The organism is Mesorhizobium sp. M8A.F.Ca.ET.218.01.1.1 (assembly GCF_004791165.1).
In the GTDB taxonomy this organism is placed as follows: Bacteria; Pseudomonadota; Alphaproteobacteria; order Rhizobiales; family Rhizobiaceae; genus Mesorhizobium.
Genome location: NZ_SRUZ01000001.1, coordinates 581,281 through 598,049, shown reverse-complemented (window position 1 = coordinate 598,049; position 16,769 = coordinate 581,281). Strand labels below are relative to the sequence as shown.

Annotated in this window: 16 protein-coding genes; 9 read left to right on the top strand and 7 right to left on the bottom strand. The window is 64.2% G+C overall.

Annotated features, from left to right (window positions below; translation table 11 throughout):
* Nucleotides 1-13: 13 nt before the first annotated feature.
* The gene (locus tag EN861_RS02885; RefSeq protein ID WP_135862253.1) at nt 14-916 is read right to left on the bottom strand and encodes a phosphotransferase family protein; all 903 of its coding nucleotides are present in this window, start codon (nt 914-916) and stop codon (nt 14-16) included.
* Between the two features lie 95 nt (nt 917-1,011).
* Between EN861_RS02885 and EN861_RS02880 the strand changes: the two genes are divergently transcribed.
* Entirely contained in the window at nt 1,012-1,644 is a 633-nt protein-coding gene (locus EN861_RS02880) for a class I SAM-dependent methyltransferase (protein ID WP_127278645.1), read from the top strand.
* Here EN861_RS02880 and EN861_RS02875 read toward each other — a convergent pair.
* A complete protein-coding gene (locus tag EN861_RS02875; RefSeq protein WP_135862251.1) occupies nt 1,641-4,082 on the bottom strand; it encodes an FAD-dependent oxidoreductase in 2,442 nt (813 codons plus the stop codon). The two genes, EN861_RS02880 and EN861_RS02875, sit on opposite strands and share 4 nt — an antisense overlap.
* Nucleotides 4,079-4,966, bottom strand: coding sequence for a phosphotransferase family protein (locus tag EN861_RS02870; RefSeq protein ID WP_127280249.1), 888 nt, complete (start codon nt 4,964-4,966; stop codon nt 4,079-4,081). The genes EN861_RS02875 and EN861_RS02870 overlap by 4 nt, the downstream gene beginning before the upstream one ends.
* Nucleotides 4,967-5,382: 416 nt before the next feature.
* On the opposite strand from EN861_RS02870, the gene EN861_RS02865 reads away from it, so the two are divergent.
* Nucleotides 5,383-6,159, top strand: a complete 777-nt coding sequence (locus EN861_RS02865) for a DeoR/GlpR family DNA-binding transcription regulator (RefSeq protein ID WP_135862250.1) — start codon at nt 5,383-5,385, stop codon at nt 6,157-6,159.
* On the opposite strand, the gene EN861_RS02860 is transcribed toward EN861_RS02865, so the two are convergent.
* The 4 genes from EN861_RS02860 to EN861_RS02845 form a co-directional block, all read right to left on the bottom strand.
* The gene (locus EN861_RS02860; protein WP_135862248.1) at nt 6,156-7,055 is read right to left on the bottom strand and encodes an NAD(P)/FAD-dependent oxidoreductase; all 900 of its coding nucleotides are present in this window, start codon (nt 7,053-7,055) and stop codon (nt 6,156-6,158) included. The two genes, EN861_RS02865 and EN861_RS02860, sit on opposite strands and share 4 nt — an antisense overlap.
* Nucleotides 7,045-7,494, bottom strand: coding sequence for an Rrf2 family transcriptional regulator (locus tag EN861_RS02855; RefSeq protein ID WP_127873574.1), 450 nt, complete (start codon nt 7,492-7,494; stop codon nt 7,045-7,047). Before EN861_RS02855 ends, EN861_RS02860 begins: the two co-directional genes overlap by 11 nt.
* 69 nt (nt 7,495-7,563) lie before the next feature.
* Nucleotides 7,564-8,925, bottom strand: coding sequence for a HAMP domain-containing sensor histidine kinase (locus tag EN861_RS02850; protein WP_135862246.1), 1,362 nt, complete (start codon nt 8,923-8,925; stop codon nt 7,564-7,566).
* 10 nt (nt 8,926-8,935) lie between these two features.
* Complete coding sequence (locus EN861_RS02845; RefSeq protein ID WP_127280137.1) at nt 8,936-9,610, bottom strand: response regulator transcription factor; 675 nt, start codon at nt 9,608-9,610, stop codon at nt 8,936-8,938.
* A 401-nt stretch (nt 9,611-10,011) separates the two neighbouring features.
* Between EN861_RS02845 and EN861_RS02840 the strand changes: the two genes are divergently transcribed.
* The 7 genes from EN861_RS02840 to EN861_RS02805 all read left to right on the top strand — a co-directional run bounded on the left by EN861_RS02840 (nt 10,012) and on the right by EN861_RS02805 (nt 16,700).
* Nucleotides 10,012-10,512 carry a phospholipid methyltransferase gene (locus EN861_RS02840; RefSeq protein ID WP_245511983.1) on the top strand — a complete coding sequence of 167 codons (501 nt, stop codon included), beginning with the start codon at nt 10,012-10,014 and terminating at the stop codon, nt 10,510-10,512.
* A complete protein-coding gene (locus tag EN861_RS02835; RefSeq protein WP_135862242.1) occupies nt 10,509-11,126 on the top strand; it encodes a DedA family protein in 618 nt (205 codons plus the stop codon). The genes EN861_RS02840 and EN861_RS02835 overlap by 4 nt, the downstream gene beginning before the upstream one ends.
* Before the next feature lie 74 nt (nt 11,127-11,200).
* Complete coding sequence (locus EN861_RS02830; RefSeq protein ID WP_127280134.1) at nt 11,201-12,112, top strand: LysR substrate-binding domain-containing protein; 912 nt, start codon at nt 11,201-11,203, stop codon at nt 12,110-12,112.
* A gap of 211 nt (nt 12,113-12,323) precedes the next feature.
* Nucleotides 12,324-13,478: an ABC transporter substrate-binding protein gene (locus EN861_RS02825; protein ID WP_135862241.1), complete on the top strand. Its 1,155-nt coding sequence runs from the start codon at nt 12,324-12,326 to the stop codon at nt 13,476-13,478.
* 202 nt (nt 13,479-13,680) lie between these two features.
* The gene (locus EN861_RS02820; RefSeq protein WP_135862237.1) at nt 13,681-14,679 is read left to right on the top strand and encodes an ABC transporter ATP-binding protein; all 999 of its coding nucleotides are present in this window, start codon (nt 13,681-13,683) and stop codon (nt 14,677-14,679) included.
* Between the two features lie 250 nt (nt 14,680-14,929).
* On the top strand, nt 14,930-15,895 hold the full coding sequence (locus EN861_RS02810; RefSeq protein ID WP_127279627.1) for an ABC transporter permease: 966 nt from the start codon (nt 14,930-14,932) through the stop codon (nt 15,893-15,895).
* The gene (locus EN861_RS02805) at nt 15,885-16,700 is read left to right on the top strand and encodes an ABC transporter permease (RefSeq protein ID WP_127279628.1); all 816 of its coding nucleotides are present in this window, start codon (nt 15,885-15,887) and stop codon (nt 16,698-16,700) included. Before EN861_RS02810 ends, EN861_RS02805 begins: the two co-directional genes overlap by 11 nt.
* Nucleotides 16,701-16,769 lie beyond the last annotated feature (69 nt).

The following is a 16,769-nucleotide window of genomic DNA, read 5'->3' as shown; positions in this document are numbered from 1 at the left end:
GGATTTCGGGTGACTAGCCCTGGCGTATCGCCGCAAGGTGCCTGGAAAACTCTGGCGTCTCCATCAGCGCCTTGCAGCGCGCGAAGCGGCCGTCGGCATAGGCGCGGAAATCGTCCACCGGATTGTTGTTGGCGAGCTGGATCAGCCCCCACAGCGTCCATAACAGGTCGCACATAGCCTTGTAGATGGCGACGCGGCCGCGCTCCGCCGGCTTCGCCTCGCCGCCGAAATAGGCGCGCATCAGCTCTTCGTCCTGGGCGACGTCGAACTTGCCTTCCACGCTGAGATCGCCGAGGTCCCAGAGCGGATCGTTCATCCCGGAATATTCCCAGTCGACGATCCACATCCGCTCGCCCGTATCGAGGAAGTTTTCGCACAGCGGGTCGCAATGGCAGGCGACGAGAGGCAAGGGGCGGACGGCCAAGGCCTCGCGCACGCCGCCGGCCTCGCGCACCACGTCGTGATAGCCGGCGGGCAGGGCGACATCCCTGGTCGACAGCACCTTGAGATAGTCGTCGATCATCGAAAACAGCTCGAAGCGGAAGGGGAAGACCGCGCCGGACGCGTGCAGCTTGCGGAAGGCCTCGGCCGCCCGGGCCGGACTGCCCTGCCGGTCCCTGAATTTCTCCGGGGACATCGTCTCGGCACCGGCGATGTAGCGCGTCATCATGACTCCAGTACCGGGATCGACATGCAGCACCTCGGGGCTGACACCGGCCTTTGCAGCCTTGCGCGCGGCCACCGCTTCATTGGCGCGGTTGATGTATTCCTCGGTGCCTTTGCCTGGAATGCGCAGGCAGTAGTCGCCGGCCTTGAAGACGAGATTGGTCAGGCCGCCGAGCCGTTCCAGCGGCCCGGTGTAGCCGGCCAGCACCGGAATGGCGGCAAGTCTTGCCCGCGCCTCGTCTGTCCCCATGCCTGCGTTCCCACGCGTTATTTCTTCGCTGCAACGGTTCCACAATTTTCGCCGTTTGGCTATCATTCCGGCAAGACGAAGGAGTTAGTGGGCACGTGGCGGACAGCAAACATCATGGCGCGCTCGGCGAAGTCTACGCGGCCAAGCGCCCGGAAGAGGTGGCGGCACTCTATGATCGCTGGTCGCAGACCTACGACGCCGACATGTCGGCGGCCGGTTACCGCCACCCGACGATCTGCCTTGCCTTGCTCGCCCGTCATCTGCCGCGCGGGTCAGCCCCGCTGCTCGACGCCGGGGCAGGGACCGGGCTGATCGGCGAATGGCTCGATATTGCCGGCTATCCCCAGGTCGAGGCGCTGGATATCTCGCAAGGCATGCTGGATCAGGCCGCGCGCAAGGGTGTCTATTCGGCGCTGCATTGCCTGGCGCTCGGCGGCGCCTTGCCTTTTGCCGACGACGCCTATGCCGGCATCATCTCGGCCGGCGTCTTCACCTCGGGTCATGTCGGCGCCGAGGGCTTGGACGAATTGATCCGCATCTGCCGGCCGGGCGGGGTGATCGTGCTGACGGTCAAGAACACGCTATGGGATCAGGGCTTTGCCGCGCGCATCGCCGAACTCGAAGCGCAAGGCCTCGTCACCCGCGCCGAGGAAACCCGCCCTTACGTCTCCATGCCTGGCGAGGCCGATACCGTGCCCAGTCGTGGCCTCGCCTTGCGCGTAAGCTAAGCCTTCACGCGCTCCATTGCCGGGTCGTATAGTGGCTCGAGATGGATATTCGCCGGCGTCCGCTGCATCGCGACCACCAGTTCATAGCTGCCCGAGGCGAGGAAATCATCGCTCACCCCGTCGGCGCTGCGCACATAGCCATTGCCGATATTCTTGCCCACCGTGTAGCCATGGCCGCCGCTGGTCAGATAGCCGACTGGCTCGCCGTCGCGCAGAATGGTTTCGCGGCCGAGCAGCACGATCTCCGGATCGTCGACCGTGAAGCCGGCAAAGCGCTTCTTCAGGGACGCGCCGCCAACCTTCTCGAGTGCACGCCGTCCGACGAAGTCGGTGTTCTTCCTGAGCTTGACCGCCCAGCCGAGCCCGGCCTCCAGCGGTGTGTCGTTGGGCGTGATGTCGGAGCCCCAGGCGCGATAGCCCTTTTCCAGCCGCAGCGATTCCAGCGCGCGGTAGCCGACCGGCCGGATGTCGTGCTCTTTGCCGGCCGCCATCAGCGCGTCGAAGACTTCGCCGGTGGCGGCGATCGGCACGTGCAGCTCCCAGCCCAGTTCGCCGACATAGGTGACGCGCAGCGCCCGCACCGTGTGACCGGCGATGACGATCTCCCTGATATGGCCGAACGGGAAGCTGGCATTCGACACATCGCTCCCGGTCACCGCCGAAAGCACGTCGCGGGCACGCGGCCCCATCAGCGACAGCGTGCCGAAATCCTCGGTGACGTCGGTCAGCCTGGCATCGAGGCCCTCGCCAATATGATCGCTGATCCACGAGGCGTCATGAGTGCGGAAACCGGTGCCGGTGACGATGTAGAATTTCTCCTCGGCAAGCCGCGACACGGTCAGGTCGGCCTCGATGCCGCCGCGCGTGTTGAGAAGTTGCGTGTAGGTCAGCCGGCCGACCGGCTTGCTGACGTCGTTGGCGCAGATCCAGTCCAGCGCCTTCGCCGCGTCGGGGCCGCTCAGCTCGTACTTGGCGAAGGACGACTGGTCGAAGATGCCGACATGTTCGCGCACATGCCGGTGCTCGTCGCCGACGGCAGCAAACCAGTTCTGCCGACCCATCGAATAGACGTCCTTTGGCTCGACGCTCTCCGGCGCGAACCAGTTCGGCCGCTCCCAGCCGAGCTTCGAGCCGAACACGGCGCGCTGCCGTTTCAACCGCTCATACAGCGGCGAGACGATGCGCGGCCGGCCGCTGGCATACTCCTCGTGCGGAAAGCCGATCGTGTAATGCTTGCCATAGGCTTCCAGCGTGCGCTCGCACACCCAGTGCCGGTCGCGGTGCAGGTTGGAAAAGCGCCTGATGTCGACCACCCACAGGTCGAGCGGCGCCTCGCCGTCGACCACCCATTGCGCCAGCACCCAGCCGGCGCCGCCGCCCGAGGCGATGCCGAAGGCGTTGAAGCCGGCGCCGACGAACATGTTGGCGCATTCGGGCGCTACGCCGAGGATGAAATTGCCGTCCGGCGTGAAGCTTTCCGGCCCGTTGATCATCTGCTTGACGCCAACGGTTTCCAGCGCCGGCACCCGCGCGATCGCCTGAATCATGTGCTGCTCGAAATGATCGTAGTCGTCGTCGAACAGCCGGAACTCCCAGTCATTGGGCACCTCCCCTGTCGTCCATGCCAGTGGGTTAGGCTCATAGCCGCCCATCACCAGGCCGCCGACCTCCTCCTTGAAATAGGTGCGCCGATCGGGGTCGCGCAGCGTCGGCGCGTCGGTTGCCAGCCCCGCGATCTTCTCGGTGACGATGTACTGGTGTTTCACCGGCTGCAGCGGCACGTTGATGCCGGCCATGGCCCCGACTTGCCGTGCCCATTGTCCGGCGCAGTTCACCACCTTGTCACAGGCAATGTCGCCCTGGTCGGTGTTCACCGCCGTGATGCGGTCGCCCTTCATCTCGAAGCCGGTGACGCGCACGTCCTCATAGAGCTTGGCGCCATGCATGCGCGCGCCCTTGGCCAGCGACTGCGTGATGTCGGAAGGGCTCGCCTGGCCGTCGGTCGGCAGCCAGGAAGCGCCGACCAGATCGCCGGTCTCCATCAGCGGCCACATCGCCTTGACCTCCGCCGGAGACAGCAAGTGCATGTCCATGCCGAAGCTCTTCGCTGTCGTCGCCAGCCTTTTGTACTCGGTCCAGCGGTCGGCATTGGTGGCGAGCCGCAGGCAGCCGGTCATCTTCCAGCCGGTGGCGAGCCCGGTCTCGGCCTCCAGTCCCTTGTAAAGGTCGACGGAGTATTTCAGCACTCGCGTGATCGAGGCCGAAGAGCGCAATTGCCCCACCAGCCCGGCGGCATGCCAGGTCGAGCCCGAGGTCAGCTTGCCCTGTTCGAGCAGCACCACGTCGACCTTGTGGTCGCGCGCAAGATGATAGGCCGTCGAACAGCCGATGATGCCGCCGCCAATGACGACGACCGCGGCCTGGCTAGGCAAGGTCATGATTTCAGGATCCCGTATTTTGTCCGGTAGTTTTCCAGCGCCGCGTCGAGCCGCACCAGGTTTTCCTCGGTGTAGGCGACGTAGTCGATGCCGGGCGCGTCGAGATAGAGCTCCGACACCATGCTCCACATCGCCTCGCGCAGCAGCGAGGCGCATTGCATGGCGGCGTGCGAGCGGCGGATCGCCTCGTCCGGCTCCTTCATGAAATAGGCGGTCAGGAAGGCGAAGGATTCCGCGTCGCTCATGCCGGCGTTCGAGGCGACGCCGGCAAGGTCGAACATGGCAGTATTGAAGCCGGCATATTCGAAATCGATCAGCCACAGCCTGCTGCCGTCGTCGAGAATATTGGCCGGCAAGAGATCATTGTGGCCAAAGACGATCGGCAGCAGTTTCTGCGCACGCTCCAGTTCGTCGGCCAGCGCTAGGAAGCGTGGCAGGTCACCGCGCTTGCGGCTGCCCCCTTCGTCAAGCGTGCGCGCATAGTCGCGGATGACGTGGAACACCCAGAACATGAAGCCGGCGCCGGAGATATGGTTGGGCATCTCCCGGTGAAAGCCGCGCATCAGCGCCGCGACGCGGCCGAGATTGGCGCGCACGTCCTCGGCCAGATAGGTTTTGGCGCCAAGAAACGCCGTTACCAGGATTCCTGGTTCGGCATAATGGACCGCCGGCGCGAAGCCGGCGGCGTGAGCCGCCCGTGCGGTCATCACCTCGCGTTCGCGGAAGACATGGTGGAACGGATAGTCCTGGCCGAAGCGCACCACATGTTTGCCGGCCGTGTCGGTGACCACATAATTGGCATTGCTCAAGCCGCCGGGCAGCGGCGCGATCTCGATGGCGCCCGTCCAGCAGGGCAGGGCGCGGATGCGGTCTTCGGCAATCACGGAATCATCCCTGGTTTGCTGACCTGGTTTGCTGGGCTTCGACACGGCGCCACGGGCAGCGCAACCACGGCGGAGGGAAGTGCAAACAATCTCGTCGGTGCGGGACGCCAGGATTGGTATCCCGCACCGCACCGACGAGCCCCTTGGCCAGGTTTTTGAACCCGGCATCCGCCCCCGCGGATCTGAAAATTCCTTGCGCCAGGCACGTTACAGGCTGCCTGGTCAGTGAGTTTCGGCCCTGCCAATTACCCTCCCGCGCAGCTCCGAACCCCTCTTGAGGTTGGATTTCACGCCAGGGTTGCCCTTCTGTCAATAAAAAGATGTGACTTTTTTTGGGTATTTTGCCCGAAAGCATGGGCAATTCCTTTAAAAGCGTTAGGAATGCCCTAGAATCGGTCAATTCTCCAGGACTCAAAATGATTCACTCGAAACGGCATGGCGAAATCCTGCGGCTGCTGCAGGAAGAGGGAACCGTCACCATCGCCAGCCTGGCCGACCGGTTGGGCGTGTCGCTCGAAACCGTGCGCCGTGACGTCAAGCCGCTCACCACCGACGGCTCGGTTCTGAAGATGCATGGCGCCATCGGCCTGCCGTCGATGATCGGCGAAGCGCCGTTCGAACGGCGCATGCGTGAGCATGCCGACGCCAAGCGCAGCATTGCCCGCGCGGTCGCGGCCACCATCCGTGACGGCGAATCGATCATGCTCGACACCGGCACCACGACGTCGTTCCTGGCACGCGAACTGCTCGGCCACCGGCGCCTCACGGTCGTCACCAACTCGTCCGATATCGCTCGCACGCTGGCCACCATCAACGGCAACAAGGTCTATATGGCCGGCGGCGAGTTGCGCAGCGATTCAGGCGCCGCGTTCGGGACGTCGGCCATCGAGTTCGTCAGCCGCTTCTCGGTCAGCCACGCCATTATCTCCACCGGCGCCGTGGATGCGCTGACGGGCGTCATGGACTATGATCTGGAAGAGGCGGAATTTGCCCGCATGGTGCTGTCGCGCGGCCAGCGCTCGCTCGTCATCACCGACCACACGAAATTCGGCCGCCAGGGCCTGGTTCAGGTCTGCGGCTTCGACGGCTTTTCCGAGCTCGCCACCGACCGCGCGCCGCCGCATGACATTGCCGCCGCCCTCGCACAGGCCGGCGCGCGGCTCAGCATCGCCCGCGGCGAAGCCGGAATTTAGCCAAACACCAAGGATTGATGGGCGCACACGCCCGCGAAAGTGCCACCCGACACGGCGAAGGCGATGTTATGCATCGCGCGTGCCGCGTCTCCGGCGGCATAGACGCCGGGTATCGTCGTCTGCTGCCTGTCATCGACTGATATCATCGGGCCAAGCAGGCCGTCCTTGAAGTCGCAGCCGAGCTGTTCGGCCAACGGGCTCGTCATCGTGTTGCGGGGCGCGGTGAACATCGCCTTGACGCCCGCCTTTCGGCCGCCGTCGAGGTGGACAACCAATCCGCCGGCGCCGTCTTCCCCGAGTTCGCTGACCGGCGCGGGCTCAAAGCTGACATTCTTGCCCTCCAGGGCAAGCATCTCCTCGGCGTCGGGCTCGATCAGGCCGTTGCCGAACAGCGTGACGTCACCCCAGTCGGAAATCAGCTGGGCCTGATGTATGGACATCGGACCGGTCGCGAGCACGCCAAGCGGCCCGCCGGAAACCTCGTAGCCATGGCAATAGGGACAGTGCAGCACGGTCCTACCCCATTGTCCGGCGAGCCCGGGAACCTCCGGCAGGATGTCGCGAACGCCGGTGGCAAGCACCAGCCGGGCGGCGCCGAATGTGTCGCCGCCATCGACGGCGATTTCGAAATCGCTTGTGCTGTTGGCAATGGCTTTGTCCGCACGTGCGGTGACAAGCCTGGCCGTCGGATAGGCAAGCAATTGCCGCCTTGCATCGTCGAGGATCGCGCCGGGCGTTCGCCCGTCCTGGCCGAGGAAGCCGTGCGAATGCGTGGCGAAGCGGTTGCGTGGCTGGCCGGCGTCGATCACCAGCACGTTGCGCCGCGCCCGCGCCGCCTGGATGGCGGCGGACAGGCCGGCGAAGCTGCCGCCGACGACGGCAAGATCATACTGCATGGCTGGAGACTCCAATGAGGGCGTAACGGCGGCGGAAATCGGCGGTCAGGTCGGCCAGCGTGATGCGGCTGAGCTTCTCCGCCAGCAGCTTCTCGGCCGCGACGCGAAAATCGTCGAGAACGGCGATCACCGCTTGCTCGACCAGACAGCCTGGGCTTTCCGGCTCGGTGCTGAAGGGCAGTAGCGTCTCGCCAAGAGCCACGCTGATCTCGGCCAGTGAAATGTTTTCGGGCGCGCGCCCGAGCAGCCAGCCGCCGCCATGCCCGCGCGACGAGGTGACGATGCCGGCATCGCGCAAGCCGCCAATGGTCCGGCGCACCACCACCGGATTGGTGTGGATGAAGGTGGCAAGCTGCTCGGAGGTCAGCGCCTGTTCGGGCTTCTCCGCCATGTGGACGAGAATGTGCAGGGTGGAAGACAGGCGACTGTTGCGTTTCATGTAACTTAATTAGTTACGATTCTTCGCGATGTCAAACACGCGAAGGTCGCTTAATGATTTACGGCGACGCTATGCCGGCAAAGCGCGAAAACTCATCCTGAAGCAGGCGCCGCTCGGTTTGCCGTCAAGGATCTCGATGCGGCCGCCATGGAGATGCATGATTTCCTGCACGAGGTTGAGGCCGAGGCCGGCGCCGTGATCCTGCGGACGCAGCCGGTAGAAGGGCTCGAAAATGCGCTCCCGCTCGCCCGGCGGCACGCCGTCGCCTTCGTCCCGGACCTCGATGATGGCGGGCATTGTGACGCTGACGGTGATCTTGCCGGCGCGGCCGCCATGCTCGATGGCGTTCTGCACGATGTTGGTCACCGCGCGTTCGATCGCGGTGCGGTCGCCGGTGGCAAAAAGCGTGTCCCGTTCCGGCTCGAACGACATTTCGTAGCCGGCCGAGAACGCCATCGGCGCGAGGTCGACGATGACGCCGCGCGCGATCGCCACGAGGTCTACCTTTTCGAAGGCCGTTGTCTGCCGGTCGAGGCGCTGCAGGTCGAGCAGCTGGTCGGTCAGCGTCGAAAGCCGTGCCGCATCCTGCAGCAGCCTTGCCCGCTCCGGCGTCGCCGGCAGCGAGGCAAGGCGCGTGTTGAGGATGGCGACCGGTGTCCTGAGTTCATGGGCGGCGTCGGTCAGGAAGCGCTTGTGGCGTTCATAGCCCTTGTCCAGGCGCGCAAGGGCGGCGTTCACCGCCTTGACCAGCGGCGTCACTTCCTTTGGCACATCCTTCAGCGGCAGCTGCACGCCACGCTGGTCGATGTCGATGCGTTCGGCCTCTGCGGCCGCATGGCCAAGGCCTGACAGTGCGCCGCGCACCACCCATGGTGTCGCGACCAGCGTGGCCAACGCCATCAGCCCGGCGAGCGGCAATATGCCTTGCAGGAAGAATTGCGGCGCCTGGCCGAGCAGGCGCAGCAGCGAAAGCCCGCCCTTGGTGCCGCTGAAGATCTGGACATTGCCGGCCGCCGTATCGGTCCAGCGGATCTTTCCCTCCGGCGGCGCGGCTTGTCCGATTGCGTGGTCGATACGGGCGTCGCTGATAGTGTCCAGCAGTCCGGCAAAGGGCTGGAAAATGGCCGGCACCCTGCCTTCTTCCAGTCGGTGCCCTTGCTTGTCGCGGATGATGAACCAGAGGTCCGGAACGTTCGAGCGCAGCTTTGCCATATCCGGCGTCTCGGTGATGACAAGCTTGCCGCCGGCATCGCGTGTCACTGCATCCGCCAGCACGTCCATCGTGCCGTCCTCGTAGTCATGCGGGATAAGGCCGGTGGCCAGCATGGCGCCGAGAATGCCGACGATGATCAGCGTCAGCATCGCGCATTGCAGCAGGGCGATGCGCAGCACCAGGCTCCATTTGAGCGAACGCGGGCGCTTGAGGCTCATAGCTCGGCGCTCATGTCGTTTCGCGCAGGAGATAGCCGACGCCGCGAATGCCATTGATCGTCACGCCGGCATCGGCATCGGCGAGTTTGCGGCGCAGGCGCGAGACGTGGGTGTCGAGCGCGTTGGACTGGATCTCGTCGTCGAGGCCGAACACCGCCTCCATCAGCGCCTCGCGCTGCACCATGCGACCGGTCCGGCGCATCAGCGCCTCCAGCACCAGGAGTTCGCGCCGCGGCAGGCTGAGCGGTTCGGCACGGATCGACGCTTCGCGATGCCCGACGTCGAGCACCAGGTCGCCGGCGCGGATGAATTGCGACTGCATCGGTGCCGGACGCCTGAGCAGCGCGCGCAACCGGGCAAGCAATTCCTCGAAGGCGAATGGTTTTGCCAGATAGTCGTCCGCGCCCATGTCCAGCCCATCGACCTTGTCCGCTGTGTCGCCTCTCGCCGTCAGCATCAGCACTGGCGTGGTGTTCTTGGCCGAACGCAATCTGGGCACCAGCGACAGCCCGTCGCCATCCGGCAACTGGCGGTCGAGCAGGATCGCGTCGTAGCTGTCGGCGGCGACGAAGCCTTCGGCTTCGATGAGCGTGCCGGCATGATCGACCACCATGTCGTGGCGCTTCAGCGCGGCACGTAAGGCAGAGACCATTTCGGGCTCGTCCTCGACCAGCAAGATTCGCATCGACAGTTCTCCAGCAACGGCAACAGCTTCGGGCGCTACCGCGCCAACATTGCGCAAACATGGCAAAGCCGAACGGCCGGGGTCGACAGGCGCTTTCTTTGGCTCTCCGAGATTGCGCAATGTCTATGCAACCCAGTCGCGGCAAACAGCGCCGGTCGGCACGAATCGCCCATGCCGGCGTGAAGGCGTCGGGCCCGAATATGCAACAGGTCGGGCCCGACGTTGAAGCGAAATGACGCTGACGCGAAATCAGGTGGCACACCAGACTGGTTGGCGTGCTGTTGTCTCGGATTGAGGTTACCATGCCCGCAAATGATGCTCTGTCTTTTCTCATGGCGTGGACCGTCGCGCCGTTCAGGGTCGGCTCCGTCACGCCGTCCAGCTCCAGCCTGGCGGTATTGATGACCCGTGACATCGGACCTGAGACAGGCCCCGTGCTGGAGCTCGGTCCAGGAACAGGTCCTTTCACACGGGCGCTGCTGTCGCGCGGGGTGAAGGAGGAAGATTTGATGCTGATAGAATCCGATCCGGATTTCGCCGCGCTGCTCATGCGTCGTTTTCCTGCCGCCCGGATTTTTGAAATGGATGCTGTCGGCCTGCGCCATCTGTCGCTCTTCCACCGGCCGGTGATTGGCGCTGCCGTCAGCGGCTTGCCTTTCCGGCTGATTTCGCCGCGCAAGACGCTCGCCATTCTCGAAGGTGTTTTCGCGAACCTTCGTCCCGGCGGAGCCCTCTATCAGTTCACGCTCGGACGGCGCTGTCCGTTCGACCAGTCGCTGCTCGACCGGCTCGATCTCGAGGTCACGCGGGTTGGTCATACGTTCCGCAATTTCCCGCCGGCGACGGTCTATCGCATCGCCAGAATCAAGCCAGCCGGAACCTATGACTGGCGCTTCGCATGACGGGACCATTGTCGGTCATTCTCGGCTTCGGCCTGTTCGGCGTCTTTTGCCTTGCCTTCACCGAGAAGATCCTGCCGGTTCCGCCCTCGCACGTGTTGCTGCTGTTTCTCGGCATGACGGCGGCGCCTGACGGTGCGTCGCTGGCGATCCTGTTGGCGGTGACGACTTCCGCCTCCTTCACCGGCTGTCTTGTCTGGTATGGGGTCGGCCGCCGGATCGGGTTCGACCGCGCCGACAGGCTGATCGGACGAGCCGGCAGATATGTCTTCCTGCGCCCCGAAACCTATCGCAAGCTTGGCCAGGCCTATCGCCGCAATCATGTCAGGGTATCCTTGCTGGCGCAGTTCATCCCGACCGTGCGCAATTACCTGCCGATCGCAGCTGGCGCGCTGTGTCTGCCTGCCTTGCCTTTCGCGGCCGCGACGCTGCTTGGCGCCACCATATGGAATGCGGGCTTTCTCCTGACCGGCTATCTCATGCACGGCAGCGGCCAGGATTCTTTCACGGTGGGCTTGCGCATCATCGTCATCGTCGTGGCGCTGGAGACGGCCTTCATGCTTGCGCTGCGCTATGGCCCGACATGGCGACGCCGCATCACGCTGATGCTCGGCTGAACGTGCACACCGGGTCATGGGATAAGCTCCGCGGTCGGCTTTCCTTCGCTTGCCTGCCGGTGTTTAGTCCGGCCATGGCCTTCACCATCCGCCAGTTGCAGTTCTTCGTCGCCGTCGCCGAGCAAGGCACGGTGTCGCGCGCGGCGCAAAACCTCTCCATCTCGCAATCGTCGGTCACCGAAGCGATCAAGGAACTTGAAAGCGATCTCGGCGTCGAACTGTTCGAGCGCCATCCGCGCGGCCTCAACATCACCCACAAGGGCCACCAGTTCCTGCGTCACGCGACAAAGATCCTCGCCGACGTATCCGACGCCCGCCGCTCTTTTTCCGGCGAACAGGCCGTCGCCGGTGGCCGGCTGCAGCTCGGCGTCACCTCTCTGGTCGCCGGCTATGTGCTGTCGGATCTGCTTTCCCGCTACCGCCGCGCCTATCCCGGCGTCGAGGTATCGGCCATAGAGGACAATGGCGACTACCTCGAACATTTGCTGATCGGCGGCAAGCTCGACATTGCCGTCATGGTCACCTCCAATTTGCGCGACCGCACTGCCCTGCAATCGGAAATCCTCGAAGTCTCGGCCTATCGGCTGTGGCTGCCGCTCGGCCATCCCTTGGCTGGCGCCGACATCATCGGCATCGGCGATATCGCCTCTGAACCGCTGATCATGCTCACCGTCGACGAGATCGAGGAGAACACCGGCAAGCTGCTGACGGCGATCGGCGCCAGGCCGCACGTCGCCTTCCGCACCCGTTCCGTGGAAGCCGTGCGCAGCCTCGTCGCCACCGGCGCCGGCGTGGCGCTGCTGCCCGATCTCGTCTACCGGCCCTGGTCGCTGGAAGGCGACCGCATCGAATCGCGCGACATTTCCGGTGCCTTGCCGGTGGTGCAGGTCGGCATGGTCTGGCGGCGCGGCTCCAGCCTGCCGCAGGCGGCGCGCGACTTCATCGGGCTTGCCCAGTCGCAACGGACGGTCCGCCAGCGGACCTGATCCGCGGCGATCTATCGGAAAAACCGATATCACCCTTCTGACAAATGAATTTGCGAAACCGGTATTTTCCAAGCACCTTCGGTTCAGCGACCAAAGCCGCCATCAGAGCGGCATCAGTCCATTGGACGAACTGGCACGTTTTTCAGTCCGCGCGTGATCTGGCGAAAACCGGAGCGGTTTCAGGGTCACGCGCCAAAATGGGAGATTGATGATGAATTCATTCCTGAAGTCATGCACTGCGCTGACGGTCGCGCTGACCTTCTCCGGTCAGGCCGTTGCCCAGGTCAAGGAACTGGGCAAGGGCGAAGGCCAGGTCAACATCGTTGCCTGGCCGGGCTATATCGAGCGCGGCGAGACCGACAAGGGCTATGACTGGGTCACCGCCTTCGAGAAGGAGAGTGGCTGCAAGGTCAACGTCAAGACCGCCAACACATCCGATGAGATGGTGTCGCTGATGAACGAGGGCGGCTTCGACCTCGTCACCGCTTCGGGCGATGCCTCGTTGCGCCTCGTCGCTGGCAAGCGCGTGCAGCCGATCAACACCGATCTCATCGCGAGCTGGAAGACGGTCGACGACCGGCTCAAGGACGCGCCCTGGTTCACCGTCGACAAAGTGCATTACGGCGTTCCCTATCAGTGGGGTCCGAACATCCTGATGTACAACACCGAGGTGTTCAAGGAAGCGCCGAAGAGCTGGAATGTCGTTTTCGAGGAAATGAAGCTGCCGGATGGCAAGTCCAACAAGGGCCGTGTCCAGGCCTATGACGGACCGATCCACATCGCCGATGCCGCCAACTACCTGATGTTCCACAAGCCGGAACTCGGCATCAAGGATCCCTACGAATTGAACGAGGACCAGTACAAGGCGGCGCTCGAATTGCTGCGCGTCCAGCGCACGCTGGTCGGCCGCTACTGGCATGACGCCGCCATCCAGGTCGATGACTTCCAGAACGAAGGCGTGGTTGCTTCGGGCTCGTGGCCTTACCAGGTCAACACGCTGGTTGCCGCCAAGAAGCCGGTTGCCTCGACCGTGCCGGAAGAAGGCGTCACCGGCTGGGCCGACACAACCATGATGGAAGCCGACGCGGCGCACCCGAACTGCGCCTATATGTGGCTAGAGCATTCGCTGGCGCCGAAGGTGCAGGGCGATGTCTCGGCCTGGTTCGGCTCGCTGCCGGTAGTGCCCGCCGCCTGCAAGGGCAACGAGTTGCTCGGCGAGGAAGGCTGCAAGACCAACGGCTACGACAATTTCGACAAGATCAAGTTCTGGAAGACGCCGGTCTCGAAATGCGTCACCCAGAATGATCAGTGCGTGCCTTACTATCGCTGGGTGTCGGATTATATCGGCGTCATCGGCGGACGGTGATTTTCGCCGCGCATCTATTGATAAGTTGACGCTGCCCCTCACCCTTACCCTCTCCCCGTGAAGAACGGGGAGAGGGGACCGTCAGCGTTGAAGCGCGTCCCTTCTCCCCGTCCCTATTACGGGGAGAAGGTGCCGGCAGGCGGATGAGGGGCAGCGCCAACGCCCCGAAATTTTTGACGAGCCTGACAGATCAGGACACCCAATGACCCCAGCCGTTTCCTTTCAAAAAGTCTCGCGCCATTTCGGCAGTGTTCACGCTGTCGACGCGGTCGACCTCGACATTGCGCCCGGCGAATTCTTCGCCATGCTGGGGCCATCGGGTTCGGGCAAGACGACGTGCCTGCGTCTCATCGCCGGCTTTGAGCAGCCGACGGCGGGTTCCATCTCGATCTTCGGCGAGCGCGCCGAGGGCGTGCCGCCCTATCGCCGCAACGTCAACACAGTGTTCCAGGACTATGCGCTGTTCCCGCACCTCAATGTGCTCGACAACGTCGCCTACGGACTGATGGTCAAGCGCGTCGGCAAGGCCGAGCGGCACAAGGCGGCGGAAGAAGCCTTGTCACTGGTGCGGCTGCCCGGCTACGGCGCGCGCCGGCCCGGCCAGCTCTCCGGCGGCCAGCGCCAGCGTGTCGCGCTGGCGCGTGCGCTGGTCAACCAGCCCAAGGTGCTGCTGCTCGACGAGCCGCTCGGCGCGCTCGACCTCAAACTGCGCGAAAACATGCAGGAGGAGCTGAAATCACTGCAGAAGGCGCTCGGCATCACCTTCGTCTTCGTCACCCACGACCAGGGCGAGGCACTGTCGATGGCCGACCGCGTCGCCGTCTTCAATGACGGCAGGATCATGCAGATCGGCACGCCGGAAGACATCTATCAGCGCCCAAGCACGCGCTTCGTCGCCGATTTCGTCGGCTCGTCCAACGTGCTGCCGCCGGACTTCGTCCAGCGTTATTCCGGCCAGCACCGCTGGGGGAGTCTCAGGCCCGAATCCATTCGCGTCGGCCGCGCCGCGAGCGGCGAGGGCGTGGCCGCGCGTCTCGTCTCGACCAACTATCTCGGCGCCACCACCAGGCTGGCGCTCGATGCCGACGGGTTGAAGCTGCACGCCGTCGTGCCGGCGGGGACAGTGCTGCCTAGGGAAGGCGAGGCTGTTGTGCTCACCTTCAATCGCGAGCATCTGCATCTGATGGACGAGCCGGCATGATGAAGGTTTGCGCGATTAGAGTCTCCAGCGTGGCGCTCTACGGCGCCCCCCTCTGGCCTGCCGGCCATCTCCCCCACGAGGGGGGAGATTGGATGTCGCGACTGCTTTCGCCAATCAGCAACGTTGCGGGAATGAGCGAGGCGCTGAAGCTGCCAATCTCCCCCCTCGTGGGGGAGATGTCCGGCAGGACAGAGGGGGGCGTGAAGGATCGCTGCCTCTCCTATAAGCCCCACTGCCACAGGGTGGTCCCATGACCATCGCCGCCCTCAACGCCAATCCCGCCCCAGCCATCCTGCCCGGCAGCGGCGGCCTGCGCGGCGCGCTGTCGGACCTGTTCTGGCGCCGACCGCAGCTCCTGCTGCTGCTCATGCTGCTGCCGCCGGTTCTGTGGCTCGGCATCGTCTATATCGGCTCGCTGTTCGCGCTGTTGGCGCAGAGCTTCTTCTCCATCGACGAGTTCTCCGGCCTCATCAACCGGCAGTTCACGCTGAAGACCTATGGCGACCTGTTGCAGGCCGCCAATCTCGACATCATCCTGCGCACGGTGACGATGGCGGCACTGGTCACACTGGCCTCGGCTATCGTCGCCTTCCCCATAGCCTACTATGCCGCGCGTTACGCGCGCGGCCGCTGGAAAGCGCTGTTCTATCTCGGCGTCATGCTGCCGCTGTGGTCGAGCTATCTGGTCAAGATTTATGCCTGGAAGCTGATCCTGGCCAAGGAAGGCATTTTGACCTGGCTGCTCGCCAAGCTGCACCTGCTGTGGCTGCTCGATAGCTGGCTCTCGCTGCCCGTGGTCGGCGGCAATTCGCTGTCGGTGTCCTTTACCGGCACCTTCATCGTCTTCGTCTATGTCTGGCTGCCCTTCATGATCCTGCCGGTGCAGGCGGCCCTCGAGCGCGTGCCCGGCAATCTGGTCGAGGCCTCGTCCGATCTCGGCGCCTCGCCCGGCCAGACCTTCCGCAACGTGCTGTTCCCGCTGGCGCTGCCCGGCATCGTCGCCGGCTCGATCTTCACCTTCTCACTGACGCTGGGCGACTACATCATCCCGCAGATCATCGGCACCTCGCGCCTGTTCATCGGCCAGGCCGTCTATTCGCAGCAAGGTACCGCCGGCAACATCCCGCTCGCCGCCGCCTTCACCGTGGTGCCCATCGTCATCATGGGTTTCTACCTCTGGGGCGCCAAGCGCATGGGGGCCTTCGATGCGCTCTGACCGCAGCCAGTCGGCTCCCCTTGGCCTGAAGATCGCGGCCGCCTGCGGCCTGCTCTTCCTGCATCTGCCGATCCTCCTGATCTTCGTCTATGCCTTCACCACCGAGGAGAAGAGCTTCGTCTGGCCGCCGCCGGGCTTGACCACGCAATGGTTCGCCGTCACCTGGAACCGACCCGATGTCTGGCAAGCGCTGTCACTGTCGGTCCGCGTCGCCGCCATCTCGACCACGATTGCGCTGGTGCTCGGCACGCTGTGCGCCGCCGCCGTGTCGCGAACGAAATTCTTCGGCCGCGAAACCATCTCGCTGCTGGTCATCCTCCCGATCGCGCTGCCCGGCATCATCACCGGCATCGCGCTGCGCTCGGCCTTTGCGCTGGCCGACATTCCGTTCTCGTTCTGGACGATCGTGCTCGGCCACGCCACTTTCTGCGTGGTCGTGGTCTACAACAATGCGGTCGCCCGGTTCCGCCGCACCTCGGGTTCGATGATCGAAGCTTCGATGGATCTCGGCGCCGACGGCTTCCAGACCTTCAGGCATGTCGTGCTGCCCAACATCGCCACGGCACTGCTTGCCGGCGGTATGCTGGCCTTCGCGCTGTCCTTCGATGAGGTCATCGTCACCACCTTCACCGCCGGCCAGCAGCAGACCGTGCCGATCTGGATGCTGGAGGAACTGATCCGCCCGCGCCAGCGACCGGTCACCAATGTCGTGGCCATGGTCGTCGTGCTGGTGACGCTGCTGCCGATCCTTTTTGCCTACTACCTGACCCGCGACGGCGACCAGATCGCCGGAAGCGGGAAATGAAAAAAAGCGAATAGGGAGTAGCGAGTAGCAGAAATCGACAGCCAAACCCTGCTCGCTATTCGCTGCTCC